The 23,630-nt window shown below is 62.4% G+C and carries 20 protein-coding genes; 15 read left to right on the top strand and 5 right to left on the bottom strand.

Going from position 1 to position 23,630, the window contains the following annotated elements:
- Positions 1–84: 84 nt before the first annotated feature.
- Positions 85–1,218 carry a porin gene (locus tag F3089_RS04930; protein WP_151439727.1) on the bottom strand — a complete coding sequence of 378 codons (1,134 nt, stop codon included), beginning with the start codon at positions 1,216–1,218 and terminating at the stop codon, positions 85–87.
- Between the two features lie 296 nt (positions 1,219–1,514).
- Here F3089_RS04930 and F3089_RS04935 point away from each other — a divergent pair, with 296 nt between their 5' ends.
- A complete protein-coding gene (locus F3089_RS04935) occupies positions 1,515–2,192 on the top strand; it encodes a substrate-binding periplasmic protein (protein ID WP_192497278.1) in 678 nt (225 codons plus the stop codon).
- Here F3089_RS04935 and F3089_RS04940 read toward each other — a convergent pair.
- Positions 2,186–2,674, bottom strand: coding sequence for a YcgN family cysteine cluster protein (locus F3089_RS04940; protein ID WP_151439729.1), 489 nt, complete (start codon positions 2,672–2,674; stop codon positions 2,186–2,188). The genes F3089_RS04935 and F3089_RS04940 overlap by 7 nt on opposite strands.
- A 119-nt stretch (positions 2,675–2,793) precedes the next feature.
- Between F3089_RS04940 and F3089_RS04945 the strand changes: the two genes are divergently transcribed.
- From F3089_RS04945 to F3089_RS04970, 6 genes are all read left to right on the top strand, one after another.
- Positions 2,794–4,173 (top strand): M20/M25/M40 family metallo-hydrolase, encoded by a 1,380-nt coding sequence (locus F3089_RS04945; protein WP_151439730.1) that lies wholly within the window; start codon positions 2,794–2,796, stop codon positions 4,171–4,173.
- A gap of 80 nt (positions 4,174–4,253) precedes the next feature.
- Positions 4,254–6,863, top strand: coding sequence for an EAL domain-containing protein (locus tag F3089_RS04950; protein WP_151439731.1), 2,610 nt, complete (start codon positions 4,254–4,256; stop codon positions 6,861–6,863).
- A gap of 6 nt (positions 6,864–6,869) precedes the next feature.
- Positions 6,870–7,064: a CPXCG motif-containing cysteine-rich protein gene (locus F3089_RS04955; protein WP_095615966.1), complete on the top strand. Its 195-nt coding sequence runs from the start codon at positions 6,870–6,872 to the stop codon at positions 7,062–7,064.
- A 14-nt stretch (positions 7,065–7,078) separates the two neighbouring features.
- Positions 7,079–7,480, top strand: a complete 402-nt coding sequence (locus F3089_RS04960) for an MAPEG family protein (RefSeq protein ID WP_151439732.1) — start codon at positions 7,079–7,081, stop codon at positions 7,478–7,480.
- Between the two features lie 142 nt (positions 7,481–7,622).
- Complete coding sequence (gene acnA, locus F3089_RS04965) at positions 7,623–10,295, top strand: aconitate hydratase AcnA (RefSeq protein ID WP_151439733.1); 2,673 nt, start codon at positions 7,623–7,625, stop codon at positions 10,293–10,295.
- Between the two features lie 247 nt (positions 10,296–10,542).
- Positions 10,543–10,866, top strand: a complete 324-nt coding sequence (locus F3089_RS04970; protein WP_151439734.1) for a DUF2288 domain-containing protein — start codon at positions 10,543–10,545, stop codon at positions 10,864–10,866.
- Positions 10,867–11,006: 140 nt separating this feature from the next.
- On the opposite strand, the gene F3089_RS04975 is transcribed toward F3089_RS04970, so the two are convergent.
- Complete coding sequence (locus F3089_RS04975; protein WP_151439735.1) at positions 11,007–11,828, bottom strand: TatD family hydrolase; 822 nt, start codon at positions 11,826–11,828, stop codon at positions 11,007–11,009.
- Positions 11,829–11,899: 71 nt separating this feature from the next.
- On the opposite strand from F3089_RS04975, the gene F3089_RS04980 reads away from it, so the two are divergent.
- Both F3089_RS04980 and F3089_RS04985 read left to right on the top strand, forming a co-directional pair.
- Positions 11,900–12,259: a DUF6164 family protein gene (locus F3089_RS04980; RefSeq protein WP_151439736.1), complete on the top strand. Its 360-nt coding sequence runs from the start codon at positions 11,900–11,902 to the stop codon at positions 12,257–12,259.
- Positions 12,260–12,361: 102 nt separating this feature from the next.
- Positions 12,362–13,990: a methyl-accepting chemotaxis protein gene (locus tag F3089_RS04985; RefSeq protein WP_151439737.1), complete on the top strand. Its 1,629-nt coding sequence runs from the start codon at positions 12,362–12,364 to the stop codon at positions 13,988–13,990.
- Between the two features lie 12 nt (positions 13,991–14,002).
- Here the strand turns inward: F3089_RS04985 and F3089_RS04990 are convergent, their stop codons facing one another.
- The gene (locus F3089_RS04990; RefSeq protein ID WP_151439738.1) at positions 14,003–14,605 is read right to left on the bottom strand and encodes a methyltransferase family protein; all 603 of its coding nucleotides are present in this window, start codon (positions 14,603–14,605) and stop codon (positions 14,003–14,005) included.
- A gap of 157 nt (positions 14,606–14,762) precedes the next feature.
- Between F3089_RS04990 and F3089_RS04995 the strand changes: the two genes are divergently transcribed.
- From F3089_RS04995 to F3089_RS05005, 3 genes are read left to right on the top strand one after another with little or no spacing between them, the layout of a single operon-like run.
- Positions 14,763–15,287, top strand: a complete 525-nt coding sequence (locus tag F3089_RS04995) for a gamma-glutamylcyclotransferase family protein (protein WP_225741677.1) — start codon at positions 14,763–14,765, stop codon at positions 15,285–15,287.
- Positions 15,284–16,807 carry an AbgT family transporter gene (locus F3089_RS05000; protein ID WP_151439740.1) on the top strand — a complete coding sequence of 508 codons (1,524 nt, stop codon included), beginning with the start codon at positions 15,284–15,286 and terminating at the stop codon, positions 16,805–16,807. Before F3089_RS04995 ends, F3089_RS05000 begins: the two co-directional genes overlap by 4 nt.
- Positions 16,808–16,828: 21 nt before the next feature.
- Positions 16,829–17,599 (top strand): SDR family oxidoreductase, encoded by a 771-nt coding sequence (locus F3089_RS05005; protein WP_151439741.1) that lies wholly within the window; start codon positions 16,829–16,831, stop codon positions 17,597–17,599.
- 4 nt (positions 17,600–17,603) lie between these two features.
- On the opposite strand, the gene F3089_RS05010 is transcribed toward F3089_RS05005, so the two are convergent.
- A complete protein-coding gene (locus F3089_RS05010) occupies positions 17,604–19,556 on the bottom strand; it encodes a CASTOR/POLLUX-related putative ion channel (protein WP_151439742.1) in 1,953 nt (650 codons plus the stop codon).
- 180 nt (positions 19,557–19,736) lie between these two features.
- On the opposite strand from F3089_RS05010, the gene betI reads away from it, so the two are divergent.
- The 3 genes from betI to betA all read left to right on the top strand — a co-directional run bounded on the left by betI (position 19,737) and on the right by betA (position 23,559).
- A complete protein-coding gene (gene betI / locus F3089_RS05015; RefSeq protein ID WP_151439743.1) occupies positions 19,737–20,342 on the top strand; it encodes a transcriptional regulator BetI in 606 nt (201 codons plus the stop codon).
- Positions 20,333–21,796 (top strand): betaine-aldehyde dehydrogenase, encoded by a 1,464-nt coding sequence (betB, locus tag F3089_RS05020; RefSeq protein WP_151439744.1) that lies wholly within the window; start codon positions 20,333–20,335, stop codon positions 21,794–21,796. Before betI ends, betB begins: the two co-directional genes overlap by 10 nt.
- A gap of 77 nt (positions 21,797–21,873) precedes the next feature.
- The gene (gene betA / locus F3089_RS05025) at positions 21,874–23,559 is read left to right on the top strand and encodes a choline dehydrogenase (protein WP_151439745.1); all 1,686 of its coding nucleotides are present in this window, start codon (positions 21,874–21,876) and stop codon (positions 23,557–23,559) included.
- Positions 23,560–23,630: the final 71 nt, after the last annotated feature.

Consider the following 23,630-nt stretch of genomic DNA (forward strand, 5'->3'; position numbering starts at 1 on the left):
AGCCGGCTTGGTCTGGGGATAGGGTGGGGGGCTTCTGGGGACGCCACCGCCACCATCATCAATGGCGGTGGCGTGGGGCATGGATCAGAAGTAGTAGTCCATGGTCACGTACATGGCGTCGAAGTCCGACTCGTAGATATCGCCGTTGCCATCGATATCACCATTGGAGTTCAGGTACTCGACGTAAACCCAGCCAGGCCCGTAATCATACCGGACGCCCGGAGAGATGCCGTAAACGGTATCGGCCTTGTTCGTATCCGTATCCGTTGTTGCTGCGGTCGCATCCAGGTAGGCGAACCAGTTACCTGACGTGTAACCGCCCTGAACCGCATAGCGGGTGTTTTCTATATCCGCTTGAACGCCAGCATCGGGGATATCGCGTTTAACGCGGATCACTTCCGCTTTGGTGGTGATGGATCCGTATGATCCTTCAAAGTATGCAGCAAAAGCGCTGTGCGAGCCGTCATCGTTAGTGCTGCAGGTTGTCGTGTCGCATTTGTTTCCGAGGTCTTCAATGTCCTGGAGAATACCCGTCTGTGCCGATAGGCCGAATGTCGAGCTGTTCCCTTCTTGCTCAAAGGTGTAGCTGACGTCGGCGACACCTGTCTTAATCTTACGGTAGGTCGCGGGAATCCCTTTGAAACTGCCCCAGTGCCCGTTGTCGTCGACAGTGTCAGTGCTGGTTTCACCCCAGTCATCCTGATGGAAATAGGCAATCGAGATATCCAGATCGGACATTTGCCCTGTGAATTTGGCGCCAACATCCATCTGGTCACCGTAACCGCCCTGAAGCATGTCACCAGGCCAGAAGTTCACGGTCTTCCAGCCAAACGGCACCTGAGACTTACCGATTTTAACGTCCCAGTTCTCGTTCAGGTCCCGTCCGACCCACAGCTTGTGGATCGCGAATCGATCACCCGTTGAGTTGTTCACTGGGTCGGTGAAGCTGCCTGGCCCAAAGCGCACCTCAGTCGATAAACGCCATGGCCCGTCATCCTGAGTGTGGTCACCATACAGAATGAAGGTTTCTTCACCGATATCGCCCCCGGTCTCGTTATCCAGGTTCTCATTGAACTTGAGCGAGCTGAAATCGGAATTGGTCACGTGCCGGTAGGTCGCCCAAACCCCCGCTGAAATATTGGTCGTCGCAACGGCCAGTGAGGGGGCGGTGGCTGAAATGGCGGCTGTTACTGCGGCACCGATCAACTTTTTCTTCATTGCATAGACTCCTTTTCTAAGGGATTTCCGAAACTCCGAGTTGCGAGAGGGTAATTTTATTTTGATTGAACGTCCAGTTAAAAAAAGAAACACCGATTCTGTGGGTGATGGATTCCAGCGTTGGGCCTGCCTCCTGGGCGAATTAACCGATCATTGCAATTCGGGCTCGTGATCGGTCACAAATAACATTAACCTGACGCAATCGAACCAGGTTCATGGGTAGGCGATCGATGAGGCGGAATGGATGCTTTCGTGCATGCCTCGTGCTGGCGTTGGTGCTGACATCAGGAGCGGGTGTGCATGCTGGCCAGAGCGTGACCGTGGCAGCGCCCAATCTGGCCAACCTGATTGAGCCGGATGGTTCCGGCATCTATCAGCGGCTGATGGCGCGCGCCCTGGAGCCGCTGGATGTGAAGGTGGAACCGGTTTTCTACCCATACCGGCGTGCCCTTCGGATGTTTGAGGAATCCCGGGTTGATTGCCTGCTCTCACTGACGGATGTGGTGCGTCGGCGCATTGGCAGCGACGCCATCGTCTACAGTTATCCCCTTGGCAGGTTCAGCTTCCATATCTTCACACTTGCTGAAGACCCTCCGATTGAGTCCCTTGAGGCGCTGGAAGGCCGGGTTGTCGGGAGTATCAAGGGGCATGAGCTGTATCTGGGCCCGACCATAAAGGGACATATGGCGCTGGAGTCGGTACCCTCCGAGGCGCAGGCGGTCCAGATGCTGAAAATGGGCCGTCTGGACGCTCTCATCGCCGCCCTCCCGGACATCCGGCCCCATCTGGATGGGCTGAGCTATGACCCGGACCGCCCCCTGCTCGAGAGCTACGACCGCATCAACTGCCATGATACGGCGAAAAACCGGGCCTTCATCCAGGCCCTGTCCCGGGAACTCAGGGGTCTCAAGGAAAAAGGTGTCTACCAGGAGGTTATGGGGTCGTTATATATGCCGTTTAAGGATCCTCACTGAGCCCTTTTAGGAACGGGGGCGGGCTCCTCCTGGATCCAGTCGACGATGTGCTCCTCATAGTCCTCCGGGTCGACGATGGGCTCGGGAAGAACATGACCCTGCACCGAGATTCCCGCCGTATGGACGGTGGCGCGTGAGCCGGAAACCAGGGGGTGCCACCAGGCCAGCCCCCGACCCTCGGCGATCCGCCGGTAGGCGCAGCTTTTGGGCAGCCAGTCGCTGTTGCGCGCGATCGAGGGGGTGACCTGGAGGCAGTCCGGCACCTCGCTCAAGCGGTTGGGGTAGTCCGAACACAGGCAGCTCTCGCAGTCGAGCAGCCGACAGGCGATCTGCGTGGCATAGACGTCACCGGTATCCGCGTCTTCAAGCTTATGGGTACAGCAGCGCCCGCAGCCGTCGCAGAGAGATTCCCACTCATCAGCCGTCATTGCTTCCAGCTGCTTGCGCTCCCAGAACGGAACGGTTCCATCAGTATTGGTCATGGCCTACCCCCTGTTATCCGCGAGGGTACGGTGATCGCGCGGTGCCTTCAAATACTTGTTCGCCCGTGGCTGCTCCCCTATGCTCGAAAGCCCCGAAACCGGTGAACAAGGAGCGCCTCATGCTGGAATCCGTCCTGCAACGCATCGATAACGGCCTCGAGGGATCCATCGAGCGCTGGGCCGACCTGTTGCGTATTCCCAGTGTCAGTACGGATCCAGCCTATGAGAGCGCCATGCGCGAGGCAGCGCAGTGGCTTCTGGATGAGCTGGCGCCGCTGGGATTCCGCGTTGAGATCCGCGAAACCGAGGGTCACCCGGTGGTGATCGGCCATCATGAAGGCCCCGGGGATGATGCCACCCACGTGCTCTACTACGGCCACTATGACGTGCAGCCGCCTGAGCCGTATGAGGAGTGGCGCAACGAGCCCTTTGAGCCGACGCTCGAGGACAGTCCCCATGGCCGGAAGATGGTTGCCCGGGGCGCGGTCGACGACAAGGGTCAGTTGATGATGTGGGTCGAGGCCCTGAAGGCCTGGCATGCGGAGCACGGCGGTCTGCCGATACAGGTGACGGTGCTGCTTGAAGGGGAAGAGGAAGTTGGCAGTAGGAACCTCCGACCAGTGCTGGAGCGCTACCGGGACGAGCTCAAGGCCGACGTCTGCGTGGTGAGCGATACCGGCATGTGGGACGTGGACACCCCTGCCATCACCTACACCCTCCGTGGCCTGCTCTACACCGAACTGACCTGTCGTGGCCCGGGCCATGACCTGCACTCCGGCTTCTACGGCGGTGCCATCGAAAACCCGATCAATGGTCTCACAAAAGTACTCGGCGCACTCCAGGATGAGAGGGGCCGGGTTCAGGTGCCCGGGTTCTACGACGGCGTGGTGGAACCCTCCGACGAGGAGCTGGCCGCCTGGAAAGCCCTCGATATGGACGATACCGGCTTCCTTGCCTCCGCTGGCGTGACCACTGCAGGCGGTGGTGAGTCGGACCGCAGCCTGCTGGAACGGGTCTGGTCGAGGCCCAGCTGCGACATCAACGGCATCATTGGCGGTTTCACCGGCAACGGCGCCAAGACGGTGATCCCCCGGGAGGCCAGCGCCAAGGTGAGCTTCCGGCTGGTGCCGGACCAGGACCCGGACCGCATTATCGAGAGCCTGCGCCGCTTCATTGATGACCACACGCCGGCGGGCTGTTCCATTGAGCTCACCGTGCACTCGGCGGCCCCGGCCATCCGTATTCCCACGGAATCCCGGTACCTCAAGGCCGCCCTGAGCGCATTGGATGCGGTCTATGACCGCGAGCCGGTTCTGCTGGGCAGCGGCGGCTCTATCCCCATTGCGGCCTGGGCGCGGGACATCCTCGGCATCGATACGCTGCTGATGGGCTTCAGCCTGGAGGATGACGGCATGCACAGCCCCAATGAGAAATTCGAGGTGACCTGCTTCCATCGTGGCATGCGGGCCCATGCGGCACTTCTGGAGCAGCTGCGCTGACGGACTGTCCGGAAGTCGCAGGCACAGCCGCAGCTCACTGTCTATACTGCAGCCGGTAAGACACAGGCTCAGGAGTATCCATGGGCAGGGTCGCATTGCACATCTGGACCGCATACCGGGGCGCCGTTGGAGCGATGCTCGCGCTGGCGCTTGTGCTTGCGAGTCTGTCCGCTGTGGGCGCGGTTACGGTACTGCCCGGCACCACCAGCCAGAATCCTACCCACAGCCTCGAGTACTGGCCTGAGCCGGCCGACCGCTCTGTGACCATGCCCGCTATTCTCGCAGGGGAGGTCAGCCCGGACTGGTCGCCGGTGGAGGGGGATGTGGCCAATTTCGGCTATACCGCGGGCACAAACTGGTATCGGATGCGGCTGGAAAACCCGCTTCAACAGCCGGTAGAGCGGCTTCTGGAGATCCGATACCCGCTGCTGGATCATATAGAGTTCTATCGGGTGCGTGGTGGGACCATTGTCGAAAGCCACCTGACCGGGGACCATTACCCTTTCGAGTCCAGACCCATGGGCCACCGGACCTTCATTCTGCCGATGGAGCTCGAGCCGGAGTCAGAGAGCCGGATTTATCTTCGGGTCAGGACGTCCGGTTCCCATCAGGTTCCGATGATGTTGTGGGAGCCGGAGACCTTTTTTGAGGTGAATGAGACGGACATGGTGGGTCGCAGCATGTTCTACGGCATGCTGCTGATCATCATCACCTTCAATGTCTTCCTTTATGGCGCACTGCGTGAACGCAGCTACCTTTACTATGTGCTCACCAATGCCACGCTTCTGGTGCTTATGGCCAGTCTCCACGGCATGGCCTTCCAGTTCCTCTATCCGAGCTATCCGGAGATCAATGAGCGTGTGACCCTGGTGTCCTCCGCCATGATCGCGCTCTTTTTCAGCCTGTTCGCACGGACCTTCCTCAACATCACGCCGGAGATGCGCGTCCGGAGCAATGTTTTCCATGGCCTGACCATTGTCACTGCACTGAATACCGTGGCGGCATTCTTCATCAGCTATGACCTGTCCACCCGGCTGTCCGTGATGCTGGCGGGCATGGTGAGTCTCATCATGTTCCTCATCGGCCTTGCGATGATGGTCCGGGGGCACCGGGCTGCCCGATACTTCATGGGGGCCTGGATCATGCTGCTGGTGGGATCGATGGCCTGGATACTGCTGGTGGCCGGGCTGGTGCCCTCCAACTTCCTGACGCGCTATGGCGTGGAACTGGGGGCGGTCTCCCAGGCGCTGGTACTGACGTTCGCGATGGGGCAGCGCTTCAGCTATGAACAGCGCGCCCGCCTGAAGGCCATGGAGGAGCGAGAATCCATGGAGCAGAGCCTGCTGGAGCAGGCGCGGCACCATGGCCTGACAGGGCTGCCGGGCCGCAATCTTCTGGAGGTGGTGCTGGGCGGGTGCACTGAGCGTGTGGACCATCGGCGGGACTGCAGTCTGGCGCTGGTGCTGATTCATTTCCGGGGCTTTGACGACATCAACAAGACCCTGGGCCATGAAAACGCGGACCAGCTTCTGTACCAGCTGTCATGGCGGATGAATGAGGTGGTCCTGGGACTCCCGGATTCGGTCATCATCGAGAACATCAGCGGTAGCCCCTGTGCCGTTGCGCATGTGGAGGGCATTACCTTCGCCTGCGCCTTCCATCCGCGGGAGACAGAGGCCATGCATGGCCAGATGGAGGCGCTCGTGGAAGCGCTGCGCCAACCGATGGAGTTCCGCGGGTTGAGCCTGGATATGCGGATGGTCGGTGGCTGTTCCTTTTACCCGGAGGACAGTGCCGACATCACCACCCTGCTCCGCCACGCCTTCATCGCCTTTGATCAGGCCGAGAGCGGCGTCAGCCACGTGGCGACCTATACCGAGTCCATGAATCCCTACAGTGAGCGCCGCCTTACCCTGATGACCGAGCTCCGCCGGGCCATCAGGGAGGACAGTCTGGCGCTGTACTTCCAGCCCCAGGTGCGGCTGAGCTCCGGGGAGGTGTGTGGCTTTGAGGTGCTGCTGCGCTGGAACCATCCGGATCACGGATTCATCCCCCCGGATGAATTCATCCCCATGGCGGAGCAGACCGGCCTTATTCAGCCTCTGACCCAGTGGGTTCTGGATCGCTCCCTGCTCTTTGGCGCTTCCATGGATGCCGCCGGCCATCCCGTGCGCATGGCGGTGAACATCTCCGCACGCAATCTGGAGGAACCGGCGTTCGCGGACATGGTTCTGGGGTTGCTCGAGCGCCATGGACTGCCCACCGGGCGGCTGATTCTGGAAGTGACCGAGACCGCCACCATGGTTAATCCCATCAACGCCCTCCAGGCATTACGCGGTCTCTATGACGCCGGCATCCGCCTTGCCATTGACGATTTCGGCACCGGGTATTCGTCGCTGTCCTACATCCGCAAGCTGCCGGTTCACGAGATCAAGATTGACCGTTCCTTTGTGCGGGAAATGGACGCCAACCGGGAGGACGCCACCATCGTGCGCACCACCATCAACATGTGTCATGATCTTGGTTTCGAAGTGGTCGCCGAAGGCGTGGAAAGCGATGACACCTCGCAGCTGCTGCGGAACATGCAGTGCGACATCATGCAGGGCTATCATCTCAGCAGGCCCATGCCGGAGGAGCATGTCGCCGGCTGGCTGTCGACCTGGTATTACACCAGCGGTTCAGGAGGCTGAGACCCTATGGCGCTGACCGAGACGGTACCCGTGCCCTGTCCCTGCTGCGGGGAGGTGATCGATGTCCTGGTCGACTGCTCCCTGGGTGACCAGACCTATGTGGAGGACTGCTTCGTCTGCTGTCAGCCGCTGGTGCTGACCGTCTCTGTAGACCCCGAGACCGGCCAGCCAGCAGTGGATGCCATGCCCGAAAACGCCTGAACCGAGGAGACTCCATGCTCGCACCCGCGACTGCCTTCTATGCTGTTGTCTTTGTGGTCCTGAAACTGATCCTGGTGTGGCGGGTCGTGGCGTTGCGCCAGCAGTTGGGGGTGGGTGTTGGTGATGGCGGGCATCAGCAGCTGAATGTGGCCTCGCGCATCCACGGCAACTACATCGAGTCCATGCCGCTGATGCTGGTGCTGATGTTCATTGCGGAGATGAACGGGGTGGCCTATGCCGCGTTGCACACCGTGGGAGGTCTTTTCCTGGTCAGCCGGATCGGCCACGCGTGGGGCATGCACGAAGCCCAGGGGCGCTGGCATGCGGCCCGTGCAGCGGGCGTTGCGGGCACCTGGCTGGCCCTGCTCGGCGTCTGTGGTCTGCTGGTGTACAACGTGCTGACCATCCGTTACTGATTTGACCCCCCGTAACCGATCTCGGGTTACACCTACAGTTCTCTGTTCATTTCCAGTACAATCCGCCACCGATCCGGGCCGCTTGAATAACCGCTGTCTGGTATAATCGGCCCGTCGAATAACCCTACATAGGGAGGATGCCATGTCGCCTGTCGATAGTTTCAAGACCGCCCAGACCCTCGAGTCTGGCGGCAAACAGTACCGGTATTACAGCCTGCCGGAAGCCGAGAAGCATCTCGGTGACCTGCAGCAGCTGCCGGTTTCACTCAAGGTTCTGCTCGAGAACATGCTGCGTCACGAAGACAATGAGACCGTGACGAAGGATGATGTCGAAGCCATTGCCGGCTGGCTGAAGAACCGCTCTTCCAGCCGTGAGATCCAGTACCGCCCGGCGCGTGTTCTGATGCAGGACTTCACCGGCGTACCCGGTGTCGTGGACCTTGCCGCCATGCGTGATGCGGTCAAGAAGGCCGGTGACGATCCCGAGAAGATCAACCCGCTGTCGCCGGTGGACCTGGTTATCGACCACTCAGTGATGGTCGACCAGTACGCCACCTCCGACGCTTTCCGCGCCAACGTCGACATCGAGATGACGCGGAACCGCGAACGTTACGAATTCCTGCGCTGGGGCCAGGAAGCATTCGATAACTTCCGCGTGGTTCCGCCGGGCACCGGCATCTGTCACCAGGTCAACCTGGAGTACCTGGGCAAGGTTGCCTGGACCAAGGAGCAGGACGGCGAGACCCAGGTCTACCCGGATACCCTGGTCGGCACCGACTCCCACACCACCATGATCAACGCCCTGGGCATCCTGGGCTGGGGTGTTGGCGGCATCGAGGCGGAAGCCGTGATGCTGGGTCAGCCGATCTCCATGCTGATCCCGGAAGTGGTCGGTTTCCGTCTGACCGGTTCCATGAAGGAAGGCGTGACCGCGACTGACCTGGTACTGACTGTGACCCAGATGCTGCGCGAGAAGGGCGTGGTTGGTAAGTTCGTCGAATTCTACGGTCCCGGTCTCGACAACCTGCCGCTGGCCGACCGTGCCACCATTTCCAACATGGCGCCTGAGTACGGTGCGACCTGTGGCTTCTTCCCGGTCGACAACGAAACCCTGAACTACCTCAAGCTCTCCGGCCGCAGCGACGAGCAGATCAAGCTGGTCGAAGACTACAGCAAGGCCCAGGGCATGTGGCGCGATTCCAGCAAGCCCGAGCCCAAGTTCAGCGATTCGCTGGAGCTCGACCTGGGCGATGTGAAGGCCTCCCTGGCCGGCCCGAAGCGGCCCCAGGACCGGGTCGACATGCCGGCCATGAAGAGCACCTTCGAGAAGCTGCTGGATGACGCTGGTGTTCAGGACAAGGACAAGCGCGTGCCGGTCAAGGGTCAGGACTACGACCTCGGCCACGGCGACGTGGTGATCGCGGCGATCACGTCCTGCACCAACACATCCAACCCGAGCGTGCTGATGGCCGCCGGCCTGGTGGCCAAGAAGGCCCGTGAGAAGGGTCTGGACCGCAAGCCCTGGGTCAAGTCCTCTCTGGCACCCGGCTCCAAGGTGGTAACCGACTATCTGGATACCGCCGGTCTGAGCAAGGAGCTGGATGCGCTTGGCTTTAACCTGGTTGGCTACGGTTGCACCACCTGCATCGGTAACTCCGGCCCGCTGATGGACGAAATCGGCGAAGCCATCAACGAAGGCGGCCTGCAGGTCTCCTCCGTGCTCTCCGGTAACCGGAACTTCGAGGGCCGTGTGCATCCGGATGTGAAGGCCAACTGGCTGGCTTCACCGCCCCTGGTTGTGGCCTATGCCCTGGCCGGCACTACGCGTGTCGACCTGGAGAACGAGCCGCTGGGCAACGACCAGAGTGGCAACCCGGTCTACCTGAAGGACATCTGGCCCTCCAATGCGGAGATCGCCCACGAAGTGTCCAAGGTCGACGACGAGATGTTCCGCAAGGAATATGCGGATGTCTTCAAGGGCGACGAAGTCTGGCAGGGCATTCCGTTCAGCAAGGACGAGACGTACCAGTGGGACGACGAGTCCACGTACGTGAAGAACCCGCCGTTCTTCGAGGGCATTGAGAAGCCGCTGCAGCCGCCGAAGGACATCGAGGGTGCGAATATCCTGGCGCTGTTCGGTGACTCCATCACCACGGACCACATCAGCCCGGCCGGCTCGATCAAGCCGGATTCCCCGGCAGGCAAGTACCTGCAGGAGAAGGGCGTGCATCCCAAGAACTTCAACAGCTACGGCTCGCGCCGGGGTAACCATGAAGTGATGATGCGCGGTACCTTCGCCAACGTCCGCATCAAGAACGAGATGCTGGACGGCGTTGAGGGCGGCTTCACTAAGTTCGTGCCTACCGGCGAGCAGATGGCCATGTACGACGCGGCCATGGAGTACCAGAAGCAGGGTACGCCGCTGGTTGTGATTGCCGGCAAGGAATACGGCACTGGTTCCTCCCGTGACTGGGCGGCCAAGGGCACCCGCCTGCTGGGCGTGGAAGCCGTGGTTGCCGAGAGCTACGAGCGGATCCACCGTTCCAACCTGGTGGGCATGGGCGTTCTGCCGCTGCAGTTCAAGGATGGCGAGAACCGCCAGACTCTGGGCCTGACCGGCGAGGAGAAGATCAGCATCAAGGGGCTGGATGAGAATCTGGAGCCGCGCCAGGTGCTGAAGCTCGTTGCCGAGCGCTCGGACGGCAGCACCACGGAGACCGAGGTGATCTGCCGCGTGGATACCGCCAACGAGATGAACTATTACCTCAGCGGCGGCATCCTGCACTACGTGCTGCGCAACATGATCGCCAAGTGAACTCTGGCGGTTGATGGGTTAGCCTCTTCGGGAGGCTGATCCGAGGAAAACGGGTGGCTTTCGGGCCACCCGTTTTTGTTTCTATTGTCACCAGATTGTTGACTGGTAGCAGGCTGGCGATCGGGGAGGGCTTTCAGGGAATCGCCACGAGTACATCCATGTAGGCTGCTCTTCCGCCATCCCTGGCTCCAGAGCTTCCCTGAAAGCCCTCCCCGATCCCCTGCTTTCGAACGTGTTGGAGACGCTGATGTCCCTTGAAACTGACGGAATTCCTGAAAACGACGACGAACTCCGCGCCAAACTCCACCAGGAGACGGCCCAGATCGGGTGGGTGGAACTCCAGCGGTTCTATGCCCGGGGCAACGTTGTGCGCGTGGCGCCGGGGCAGGATCTGATCGAGGTTGGATTCTCACTGGTGCGGGACGACAAGGCGCGGTTCCAGCAGTGGATCCAGGATGGATCCGTTGGAGAGGTTAAGCCGGATGAGGCGCAGGGGTGGCATGATTCGGATGCGACAGTCTGGGCTCTGGTTGTCGCTCCCTGGGTTCTGGTGCAGCCGAATCACCAATAACGCCTGATCGGTAAGGGGAATGGGGGAGTGCTCTCCGGGAAGCTCTGGAGCCAGGGATGGCGGAAGAGCAGCCTACATGGATGTACTCGTGGCGATTCCCGGAGAGCACTCCCCCATTCCCCTTACCAGGCAACGATTTATCAGTTCTGCTGACTGAAGAACACCGCTTCACTGTTCCGGTAAGCCTGCGCCAGGAACTCTTCGACTTCCAGCCCCTTGTGCTGGGCGATGAACTCCCCCACGAACGGCAGGTAGTACGGCATGTTCTCCTTGCCCCGGTACGGGACCGGCGCCAGATATGGCGAATCCGTCTCCAGCAGGATCCGGTCCGCCGGCGTCAGGTCGATGATCTCACGCACATTCTCCGCCTTCTTGAACGTGCAGATCCCGTTGAACCCGATGTACCAGCCCTGCTCCAGCGCATAGCGTGCCAGCGTCTCACCCGAGGTGTAGCTGTGCACAACACCCCGCTGCTTCAGTGACCCTTCGAACTCCTTCAGGATCTCCATGGTGTCCTCATCCGCATCGCGCGTGTGGATCACCACCGGCTTGTCCAGATCCGAGGCCATCTGCAGCTGCTTGCGGAAGACCGACTTCTGGGTCTCCGGGTCGCTGAAATCGTAGTGGTAGTCCAGCCCGATCTCACCGATGGCCAGCAGCCGCTTGGGGCTTGCCGCCATAGCCTCCCGGATGAAGGGGTCGAGCCCGTCGTGCCAGTTGTCCGCCTGGTGCGGGTGAATCCCCTGGGTGCCGTAGACGCGCGGGTGGGCACCCACCAGGTGCTGGACGGTCTCCAGATTGTCCGGCGAGACCGTGATCGTGATCAGTCGCTCGATGTTCACCTGTTCGGCGGCCATGACCACGTCTTCCACCGGCTCTCCCTGGAGGTAGTCCAGGTGGCAGTGGGTCTCGATGATCGGATGTTCGAAGACCGGTACGGGACGGCGTTTGTGTTTGCTCATGGGCGCGGAACTCCACCACGGGTGCCTGCTACAATGGACCCACATGATAGCGGAACCGACGAGGTCCTGACATGGGGCATCTGCTCCTCAACCTGCGCAACGTGCCCGAAGATGAATACTTTGAAGTCAAAACGCTTCTTGAGGAGCACGGCATTGCGTATTACGAGACGGAGCCCAGCCGCTGGATGGTGTCCTTCGGAGCCATCTGGCTCGATGACCCATCACGGCTTGAGGAAGCGGAGCAGCTGTTGGCCGACTATCAGGCCGAGCGCGCCGAGCAGGCCCGGTCCGACCATGAAGAGGCGCTCGCCCGTGGGGAAGCCGAGACACCCGCCCAGCGATACCGGCACAATCCCCTTGCCTTCATTGGTGCCCTGATCGGAATTGGCGTGATCCTCTACCTGGCGTTGATGCCCTTTCTGACCCTCTAGCCCGCAGGGGCAGCTCATCCGAAAGTATAAGGGCATCCGTGCTGGCTATAATCTAACCTCTCCTGAGACCTTGAATAATAAGACAGACAAAGGGTGGCTGGTATGGGGGCGCTTCAGAAACAGGTAGTACTACGGGCCTGTGCCGGTATGGGCGGGAGTCTTCTGGTTGCGGTGGCATGCAGTTGGTTGCCTGTCCCGGAGCTGTACCGTTTTCTTCTGGCGGGGGCTCTGGGGGCAATCGCCGCAATCCTGCCCCTGATGGCACTGCTGCAGCGTGTGCAGGGGGAGGCGCACGCGGACGCCCAGGCGGAACACCCTCTGTTGCAGGCGCTCATGCCCTCCATTTTCCGCAAGGCACGGACCGGTGAAGCACTGGAGCAGACGCTGGTGGAAGGCGCTGACGCCAATGCCGTCTCGGCCGCCCAGGTTTCCTATGCCGCGGACCGCCTGCGCAGTCGTCTCGATCGTCAGGTGGAAAACACCAACCACATGACGGACTACGCCGGGCGGATCATGGAAACCATCCGCCAGTCCGCGGAGCAGGCCTCGGAGGCGGCGTCCGCCGCCAGCCAGGCCAGCGAGGTCAGTGATCAGGGGCAGACCGCGTTGAGGGAAGCCATCGAGCAGGTCCGGCGGGTGCACGAGCAGTCCTCGGAGACGGTATCGCTGATCCAGGCGCTGAACGACAAATCCGAAACCATCCAGAATGTGACCTCGGTGATCGAGGGCATCGCCGAGCAGACTAACCTGCTCGCACTCAATGCCGCCATCGAGGCAGCCCGGGCCGGTGAGCAGGGTCGCGGTTTTGCGGTGGTGGCGGATGAGGTGCGCCAGCTTGCCGGCCGTACCTCGGAGGCGACCAAAGAGGCGTCCAGCACACTGGAATCCATACAGCAGGACACCGGCCACATTGTTACCCGGGTCAAGGAGCTGGCCACCAGTGTCGAGAATGGCCTTGATTCGGTAGAGGCCGTTGGCCACCAGCTGGATGAGATCAATACTGGCTCAAGGAAGGTGGAGGAACAGGTGCGGTGGATTGCCGAGGGCGACCAGCACAACGAGGAGAGCCTGGGGCAGATGTTCGGCTCCATCGAGAGCCTGCGTGATGAGATGCGCGACAGCGATGAGGCCGTTGCCGAGCTGGCGCAGCAGGCTTCAAGGCTGATGGAGCTGGCAGAGCAGACCAACGCTGAGTTCGCGCTGTACAGCAGCGAAAGCTACCATCGCCGCTTCTACGAAGCGGCAAGGACCGGGGCGGCGGAGATTGCGCGTTGTTTTGAGCAGGCCCTTGAGCGTGGCGAGCTGACCCGGGAACAGCTGTTCAGCAAAGAGCGCACCCCGATCCCGGGCACCGACCCGCAGAAGTACCACAGCCCCTTCGATGCCTTTACGGATAGGCATCTTCCCGCCATTCAGGAGCCCGTGGTTGAGTCGCTGGAGCCCATTGTCTTCGCGATCACCGCCGCGCCGGATGGCTATGTGCCCACCCACAACAATGTCTTTGCCCATGAGCCGACCGGGGATCCCCAGGTGGATCTGGTGAAGAGCCGCAGCAAACGCCTCTTCAATGACCGCACCGGGGCCCGCTGTGGCAGCCATACCCGCGACATGCTGCTGCAGACCTACCGGCGGGATACCGGGGAGATCATGCACGATCTGTCAGTGCCCATCTATGTGAACGGTACCCACTGGGGTGGCTTCCGGCTGGGCTACCGCCCGGCGCAGCACTGAGCGCGGGGCGCTTCAGAACCAGCGCGGGACGCGCTCCCGGTACTGGCGGTAATCCGCACCAAGCAACGTGTTCAGACTCGTCTCCTCGGCCAGGGCCTGACGTCTCAGGACCGCGACGCCAACCACCAGGCACACCAGCGAGAACAGGCTGGGCAGTGCCAGGAAGAAGCCGAGCTGCCCCAGCATGATGATCAGGAACATGGGGTTACGGCTCCGGGACCAGGGCCCGGTGGTGAGCAGTTTCGGCGGGTTTTCAGTATCAATCCCGGAGCGCCAGTCCTCGTGCATGTAGGCCTGCAGGTAGTTGATGCCCGTGAAGGCCGCACACAGAAGAACCACGCCCGACAACAGTACCGGCGCGCTGTAGAGTGGCTCGATGATGCCCAGCCAGGGATCCACCGGCAGTCCGATGCGGAGAACACTGATCAGCAGGATAGCGGCCCTGAAGACATTGAATATGTGGCGGTTCCACCAGGGGCGTGAGCCCACGTGACCATAATGGATATGGGAGTGGCGGGTACGCGCGCTCAGCCCCAGTGTCCGCCCGGTGAAGAACAGGCCGATCAACAGGAAATAGGTGGCGACAAAACATCGGGTGAACAGTTCTGCGCTCATGGAGCGAGCGTCTCCGGTCCGGTTTATGTCTCATTCTAGCCGGAAAAGACGCTATGGTTCAGCCGGCTCCTATAGGATCTTCCAATTCCATGTATTGCCCGGGGCGGGTAACCGTGGCAGTTTCGGGCACTGCACGTCTTCGGGAGAGGTTCCATCAATGCTCTGTTTTGCCTATGGCTCGAACATGTCCATTCGCCGCCTCCAGGCCCGGGTCCCGGAATCCCGTTTCCTGACGGTTGGCTGGTTGCACCGTCACCGTCTGGTCTTCCACAAGCGCAGCCGCGAAGACCATTCGGCCAAATGCGATGCCTTGCATACTGGCGATCCGGGTGACTGGGTCCTGGGGGTGGTCTATGACATCCCGGATCGCGAGAAACCGATCCTGGACCGGATTGAGGGGCTGGGGAATGGCTATGAGGAGGCGTTGATCCGGCCCCGGACCCCGGAAGGGGACTCCCTGGAGGCGCGGATGTATGCCGCCACGGATGTGGACGCCTCGCTGACACCCTACAGCTGGTACCGGGCGCATGTGCTGATCGGGGCCCGGGAGAATGCATTCCCGGCCGATTATGTTGATCGCATCCTGCGGACACCAGCGCAGCACGATCCGGATTTCGCACGCCACCAGAACGAACTGGCCATCTATCCGGAGGATGTTCTGCCGCATGGGGCCGTGACATGAAACCCGCGATTTCTTCAACCCTTTGGCTGGATCGGATCGAGCGGGCGGGCAATGCCCTGCCGCATCCGGTCACCCTGTTCGCCATGGCCCTGGGTCTGGTCATGGTGCTCTCCCAGGTGGCCGCCTGGGCGGGCTGGTCCGTGCGTAAGCCCGCGGGCGCGGCCGACGAGGGCGAACTGGTGCAGGCCCGAGGATTGCTTGAGAGTGATGGCCTCTGGTGGCTGCTCTCGCACCTGGTGGACAATTTCATGCAGTTCCCGCCCCTGGGACTGGTGCTGGTGGCCATGCTGGGGATTGGCGTGGCGGAGCGCTCCGGCCTTCTGCCAGCGCTGCTTGCCCGGCTGCTGAGGCTGACGCCCAGGGCGCTGCTGGCGCCTATGGTCGTCCTGCTGGGGATTCTGTCTTCGGTCACCCTGGATGCGGGCTACGTGGTGCTGCCGCCGCTGGCGGCGATCCTGTTCCACGCGGCGGGACGCTCGCCCCTGGCCGGGCTGGCAGCGGCCTTTGCCGGGGTCTCCGCCGGGTTCAGTGCGAACCTTGTGATCACGGCCCTGGATCCATTGCTGGCGGGGCTGACTGAGGCGGGGGCGCGTATACTGGACCCCGATTACGCGGTTGCGGTCACGGCCAACTGGTGGCTGATGATTGTCTCCACCCTGGTGCTGGCACTGCTCGGGTGGTGGGTCACCGCCCGGGTTGTGGAACCAAGGCAGGCCGGCGTTGAGCTTGCCGGGGCGCATGTGAGCCGGGCGGATGACGACGTGGGTGCAGACCCCGGGCGCGGGCTGCGCCATGCCGGGTTTATATTCGGGGTTACCCTGGCCCTGGTGCTGGCCGCGGTGCTGGTTCCCGGGGCGCCACTCCACGGCGAGGGTGAGAACTTCGCCCGCTGGGTCGAGGCCATGGTCCCCCTGCTGCTGATCCTGTTCCTGCTGCCCGGCCTGGCCTACGGGTTCGCGGCCGGCACCCTGAACAGCAACCACGACGTGGCGCAAATGCTGTCGGCCACCATTGCCGCACTGGCGCCCTATATTGTGCTGGCGTTTGTCGCGGCCCAGTTCATCGAGGCTTTCAACTACAGCCAGCTCGGGCTGCTGCTGGCCATCACCGGTGGCCAGTGGCTGGCCTCTCTGGCTGTACCCGCGCCGGTGCTGGCGGTCGGCTTCATCCTGATCGCCATGCTGGCCAACCTGTTCATCGGTTCCGCTTCCGCCAAGTATGCCTTCCTGGCACCGGTGTTCGTGCCCATGTTGATGCAGGCGGGCCTGAGCCCGGAACTGACCCAGGCGGCCTACCGCATCGGGGATTCGGTGACCAACATCATCACGCCCCTCAATCCCTACTGGGTCATTGTCCTTGCCTTTGTGCAGCGTTGGCGGCCCGAGGCAGGCATCGGCACTCTGATGGCGCTGATGCTGCCCTACGCGATCGCCTTTGCCGTGGTATGGCCGTTATTACTGGCGGTCTGGGTCGCTCTGGGCATTCCGCCGGGCCCGGGGGCCCCGGTTATACTCGGCTGACGCTGACACAGGGAGAGAACCATGAAGACGATCTTCATCACCGGGGCAGCCGCTGGCATCGGCCGTGCCACGGCCCAGCTGTTTGCCGGGAAAGGCTGGTTCGTGGGAGCCGCGGATCGGGACGAGGCGGCACTGCGGACCCTTCAGGAGGGACTGGGTGAGGCCAACTGCAGTGTCCACGTCATGGATGTGACGGATGCCGCGTCGGTACGCCAGGCACTCGCGGGGTTCGCCGCGCGCACCGAGGGCCAGCTGGATGTACTGCACAACAACGCCGGCATTCTGCGGGTCGGGCGCTTCGAGGCGATTCCGCTGGAGGACCACAGGGCCCAGGTGGACGTGAATCTGACCGGGCTGCTGAACGTCCTCCATACCGCGTTCCCCTGGCTCCGTGATACGCCCGGCGCCCAGGTGGTGAATATGAGTTCGGCCTCTGCGATCCATGGCACGCCGGACTTCGCGTCCTATTCCGCCACCAAGCATGCGGTGCGCGCCATGACCGAGGCGCTGGACATTGAATGGCAGGAGTACGACATCCGTGTTTGTGACCTGATGCCGCCTTTCGTCGCCACGGGGATGGTGAACGCCAACCGGGCCGGATCCGGTATGTTCGACGGTATGGGGGTGAATCTGGGCGCGGAGGATGTGGCCGCGCAGGTGTGGGCCGTAATCCGGGGCGGGCGCGGTGTGCACCACCCGGTTTCCTTCCCGATGAAAGGGCTCTGGTCCACCTCCGGGGCCATGCCTACCGCAGTCACGCGCCGCATCATGAAACGGCTCTGGGGGCGCTGAGGGGTCAGTGCCTTTCCGGCTCGCGCCCCAGCACCACCAGTTGGTCCCCCGCTGACAGGTTCAGGGGCTCTCCGGGATCCGGGTTGAGGGTCAGGTGGCGCCCTTCCGGGGTTGGTTGCGCCCGGTGGATGCCAAGGGCGGTTTCGCCGCTGGTGGCAACCGACTGTGCCGCCGCCCGGAAGTCCGTGTCGGCTGCCAGAAGCTCTGCGGGAAGCGCACGGAAGCCGATCTCGGCACCGCCCTGGGTGAAGAGTTCGTCATACACCAGGCGAAGCTCCCGGCGCAGGGCGACCTGGGCCAGCAGGTGGCTGAGCATAACGGGGCTGAGGAAGATCTCACTGTTCCGCGCCAGAAGCAGGGCCTCATTGTGCGGGTCAGTGAGTTCCAGCAGGATCTGCGGCCACGTCCCCGTCTGCTGAAGGTGATCCTGGAGCTGCAGGTAGCCCACCATGGCCCGGGCGTCCGCTTCTTCGTTGCTGCCCATGCGGTCACTGGTCAGCAGCATGACGGTGTCATAGCGTTCGGGGGCCAGTCGGGCAATCTCACCCTCCATCAGGAAGTCCGTCTTCACGTGCTGGCAGCCGACGCGTCCAGGCTCGGGCACATAGCCGTTGATCATGTTCTGGCGGTCTTCCACGGGCCAGAACGAGGCCACTGTGACGTCCGCCGTTTCGCCCGGGTAACTGTCCAGTTCCTGCAGCAGTGCCGGCACCCTGTGGTTCCAGCCCAGGATCAGGATACGCCGGTGACGGGAGGGTGGCCTCTCCACCTCATTGCGCGGCCGGCGATGCAGTGGCTCCAGGGTCTGCCCGCGTGCCGGATTGGTATCCTCGAACCGTCGTGCCAGCAGGATGAGCCCGTCACCCTTGCGCAGGCGTTGTTCGGACGGCGCATTCATATGGACCACCCACCCACTTCCTGCTCGCTCAAGCACGCCCAGTACAATCGCGCTGGGCCGCCGGCTGTCGAGGCTGGCCAGGGGCTCGCCAGCCCACTCATCCTGGAACCGGATGTAGAGTTCATTGCCATCGGGCAGGATCATCATCTCCTGGAAGACCTCGGCCAGACCCGGATGACGCAGCGTCTGGACCATGAAACGGCTGAGCGTGGCGTCCCCGGCCACCAGCTCCAGGTCCCCGCCAAAGGCGCTGTGCAGGATGCGTTCGCGGCGCGGGTCCTGCAGTTCCGCCACCACATAGGGTAGGGGCCGGCGCTGGTCCTTGGCCTGGGCTGCGATGGTGAGAAGGATCTTGATGGTCTCGGTATCCGCGTTAAGAAGGCTGTTCGTGGCCTGGGTACTGCCGGGAATGATGACCGCGGCTGCATCCAGGCAGGCCACACGACGCAGGGCCTCGGACTGGAGCGGGTCACCGGAGCGCAGGATGACCTGTCGGGCACGGCGGCCGACGCCGCTCTCGCTGCGCAGCTGGTGCTCCCGGCTGGCGGAGACTTCCTCGGCCAGCGCCACCAGTCGCAGGCGCTTGGTGTCATTGCGGTGCAGGAACAGCCGCATCCGGCCGGTGGTGCTGAGCAGTTTGGTGATCAGGGGCAGGGTGCGGCTGGTCCAGCCCAGCACCGCAATGTGGTGCTTCAGCGAGACCGGCGTGAGCCCGCGTTCCAGATTGGTCATGGCGCTGATCAGCCACCGGGTCATGATGGCCACCAGGGTGCCCATGAACACCACATAGCCGCTGATGGTCAGCAGCGTGGCAACCACCCGCCGCCAGCTGCCCTGGTCATCGCCCAGATACCCCGGGTCCGTCAGCCGCAGGAACGCCCACCAGAGTGCTTCACCCAGGTCCGAGAAGGCTCCCTCCAGTGGCAGCACCAGCAGACCACCGATCAGCGAGATCAGGGCAATGAGCAGCCCGACCACCATCAGCTGGAAAAATGCGCCGCGGATGAGCTGGCGTTCAAGGAAGAACTTGAGCCGGTCTATGAATCGGAGCGGGGTCATGGACCTCCCGGTGGCGTCGCGTGCTGTCGCCAGTGTAGCGGAAATCCGAAAATGCATCCTGTCGGCAGGCTACTGATCTGAAAGGTTTCTGTGGTTGGGTTACCATCAACCTATCACGCGCCTGTTGATCAATGGCGATCAGCAGGCTATCCTTATTTTAATTGAACGGTTAATCAACTTATGCCCAAGGTCGGAGTACAGGAAGAACGCAGGCGCCAGCTCATTGAAGCCACCCTTGAAGTGGTGGGTGAGCTGGGGCTCCAGAGCGCCACCATTGGCGCCATCAGTCGCACCGCCGGGATGTCGTCCGGCCTGATCAGCCATTACTTCGGCGGCAAGCAGGCACTGATCGAGGCCACGCTGCGCCAGCTGCTTGAGGAGCTCAAGCTCGCGCTGCTGGAGCACACCCAGGCCGGAACACTCACGCCGCAGCAGCGGCTGGTGGCGATCGTGGAAGCCAACTTCAGTGACTTCCAGCGGTCCACGGCCACCACCCGCACCTGGCTCAGTTTCTGGGCGCGGGCGATGCACGAACCGGGGCTGGCGCGCCTGCAGCACATCAACAACCGCCGTCTCTACAGCAACCTCTGCTATTCATTCCGGCAGCTGTTGCCGGCAGAGGCGGCCCGGAGCGCCGCGAAGCAGACCGCCGCACTGATCGACGGGTTCTGGCTGCGCAGCGCTCTCTGGCCCGACCAGGAAGAGGGCTTCCGCGAGAGCGAGGCGCTCTGCCGGGCGTTCATCAACGACACACTGACACAGCACGGAGTCGAACCATGCCACTGACCCGCTACCAGAACTTTGTGGCCGGCCAACCCATGGCCAACAGCACGGGCGAAACCTTTGAAGTGGTGAACCCGGGCACTGGCGAGGTGATCTATGAAGTGGAGGTGGCGGACGAAAGCGTGCGCCAGGCCGCACTGGAAAGCGCCCGCGAAGGCTTTGCTACCTGGTCCGCCATGACCGGCATGGAGCGGGCACGCATCCTCAACCGGGCCGTGGCGATGCTTCGCGAACGCAATGACGAACTGGCAAAGGTGGAAGTGCTCGACACCGGCAAGCCCTGGCAGGAAGCCAGTGAGGTGGACGTGAACACCGGCGCGGACTCCCTGGAGTTCTACGCGGGGCTGGCTCCGGCGCTGGAAGGCAATCAGCAGGACCTGGGCGGCGACTTCTACTACACCCGGCGCGAGCCCCTGGGTGTGTGCGCCGGCATCGGGGCCTGGAACTACCCGCTGCAGATCGCCTGCTGGAAGTCCGCACCGGCTCTGGCCTGCGGCAACAGCATGATCTTCAAGCCCTCCGAGGAAACCCCGCTGGGCGCCCTCAGGCTCGCGGAAATCCTCATGGAGGCGGGCATGCCGGCCGGTGTATTCAACGTCGTCCAGGGCGCGGGCGAAGTCGGCAGCTGGCTGAGCCACGAGCCGGGTATCGACAAGGTCTCCATTACCGGCGAGGTGGGCACTGGCAAGAAGGTCATGGCCGGCGCCGCCACCACGCTCAAGGAAGTCACCATGGAGCTGGGCGGCAAGTCGCCGCTGATCATCTTCGATGACGCGGAAATCGACAATGCCGTCTCCGCCGCCATGCTGGCGAACTTCTACACCCAGGGCGAGATCTGCACCAACGGCACCCGGGTGTTCGTGCACGAGGACCTGTACCCGACCTTCATCGAGAAGGTGCTGGAGCGTACCCGCAACAACATCATTGCCGGTGACACGCTGAACCCGGAGACCAACTTTGGCGCTCTGATCTCCGCGAAGCACCGGGACCTGGTCATGGACTATATCCGCAAGGGCGTGGAAGAGGGCGCGACCCTGGCCTGCGGTGGTGAGGAGCTCTCACCCCAGGGTGTTGAAGGCGGCTATTTCGTGGCTCCGACCGTGTTCACGGGCTGCACCGATGACATGACGATCGTGAAGGAAGAGATTTTCGGCCCGGTCATGAGCGTCCTGACGTTCCGCGACGAAGACGACGTCATCCGCCGTGCCAACCATACCCAGTATGGCCTGGCCGCCGGTGTCTTCACCCGCGACATCAAACGCGCGCACCGGGTGATCCACCAGATCCAGGCCGGCATCTGCTGGATCAACGCCTACAACGAATCACCCTCGGAGATGCCGGTGGGCGGCTACAAGCAGTCCGGCATCGGCCGCGAGAACGGCGCGGCGACCATTAACCACTACACCCAGCTCAAATCCGTTTACGTCGGAATGGGTGATATTGAAGCACCGTTCTGAACCGGCGCCTGCTGACTCTGTAGCAGGCGAGGGCGGGGATCCCCGCCCTCGCCCGTTGGCATCTTGGAGTGGATCCTATGAGTAAACACCAATACGACACCATCATCGTCGGTGCCGGCTCAGCCGGCTGTGTGCTGGCGAACCGGCTCACAGAGGACCCGCACCACCGGGTCCTGCTGCTGGAGACCGGCGGCAGCGACCGCAGCATCTTCATCCAGATGCCCACGGCGCTGTCCATTCCCATGAACACAAAGAAGTTCGCCTGGCAGTTCCACACCGAACCTGAGCCCTACCTGGATAATCGCCGCATGCACTGCCCGCGGGGCAAGGTGTTGGGTGGCTCCTCCTCCATCAACGGCATGGTCTACGTGCGTGGTCACGCGAAGGACTTCGACGAGTGGGAGGCGCATGGTGCCGAGGGCTGGAACTACCAGAACTGTCTGCCTTACTTCAAAAAGGCCGAAACCTGGGTCTTTGGCGGGGACATGTACCGTGGTGATGCCGGCCCCGTGGGGACTTCCAACGGCAACAACATGAAGAATCCCCTGTACCAGGCCTTCATTGATGCCGGGGAACAGGCTGGCTACCCCGTAACCCGGGATTACAACGGGCACCAGCAGGAAGGCTTCGGGCCCATGCACATGACCGTGAAGAATGGCGTGCGCTCCTCCACCTCGAACGCTTACCTGCGGCCAGTGATGAAGCGCCCGAATCTCACCGTGCTGACAGGCGCACTGGTGCACAAAGTGCTGCTCAAAGGCAAACAGGCTGTGGGCGTGCGCTACGAGCGTGGCGGTAAGGTGCAGGATGTGAAGGCCAACAGCGAGGTCATCCTGTCTGCGGGCTCCATCGGTTCGCCGCATATTCTGCAGCTTTCCGGCATCGGTAACCCGGATGTGCTCAACAAGGCGGGTATCGAGGTGAATCACGCGTTGCCTGGCGTGGGGTCGAACCTCCAGGACCATCTTGAGTTCTACTTCCAGTTCCGCTGTAAGCAGCCGACCTCCCTCAACAGCAAACTCAACCCGCTGAGTAAGGCGTTGATCGGCGCGCGCTGGATCCTGAACAGGGATGGCCTGGGTGCCACCAACCACTTCGAGTCCTGCGCCTTCATCCGCTCGAAAGCAGGCGTCGAATGGCCGGACCTGCAGTACCACTTCCTGCCGGCGGCCATGCGCTACGACGGCAAGGAGGCGTTCGCCGGCCACGGTTTCCAGGTGCATGTGGGCCACAACAAACCGAAGAGCCGTGGCCACGTGCATGTGCGTTCCGCGGATCCGAAGGCCGCACCGGAGATTCTGTTCAACTACCTCCAGCATGAGGACGACCGGGAGGGCTTCCGGGACTGCGTGCGGCTGACCCGGGAGATCATCAATCAGCCGGCCATGGATGACTATCGCGACGAAGAGATCCAGCCAGGGGCCGATGTCACTTCGGACGAAGCCATCGATGCTTTCGTGCGCCAGGCCGTGGAAAGCGCCTACCACCCATCCTGCACCTGCCCCATGGGCACGGACGCGCAGACGGTGGTCGACCCGGAAACCCGGGTGCACGGCATCAGTGGCCTGCGCGTTGTTGATTCCTCCGTTTTTCCAACCATCCCCAACGGCAACCTCAACGGGCCGACCATCATGGTGGCTGAGCGGGCCGCGGACCTGATCCGTGGGCGTCAGCCCGAGGCGCCGCTGGATGCGCCGGTGGGGATGGACGAGCACTGGCGTGTGCGCCAACGGGCCGGAGAGCCCGAGCGCGTGCTCCGCTAAGCACCTCTCCTCTCCAGTGTTGACAGCGCTGATACGGGTCGCCTGTAAACGGCTCCAGGCGGCCCGGGAGG

This window comes from Halospina sp. K52047b (assembly GCF_008709855.1).
In the GTDB taxonomy this organism is placed as follows: Bacteria; Pseudomonadota; Gammaproteobacteria; order Pseudomonadales; family Oleiphilaceae; genus Halospina; species Halospina utahensis_B.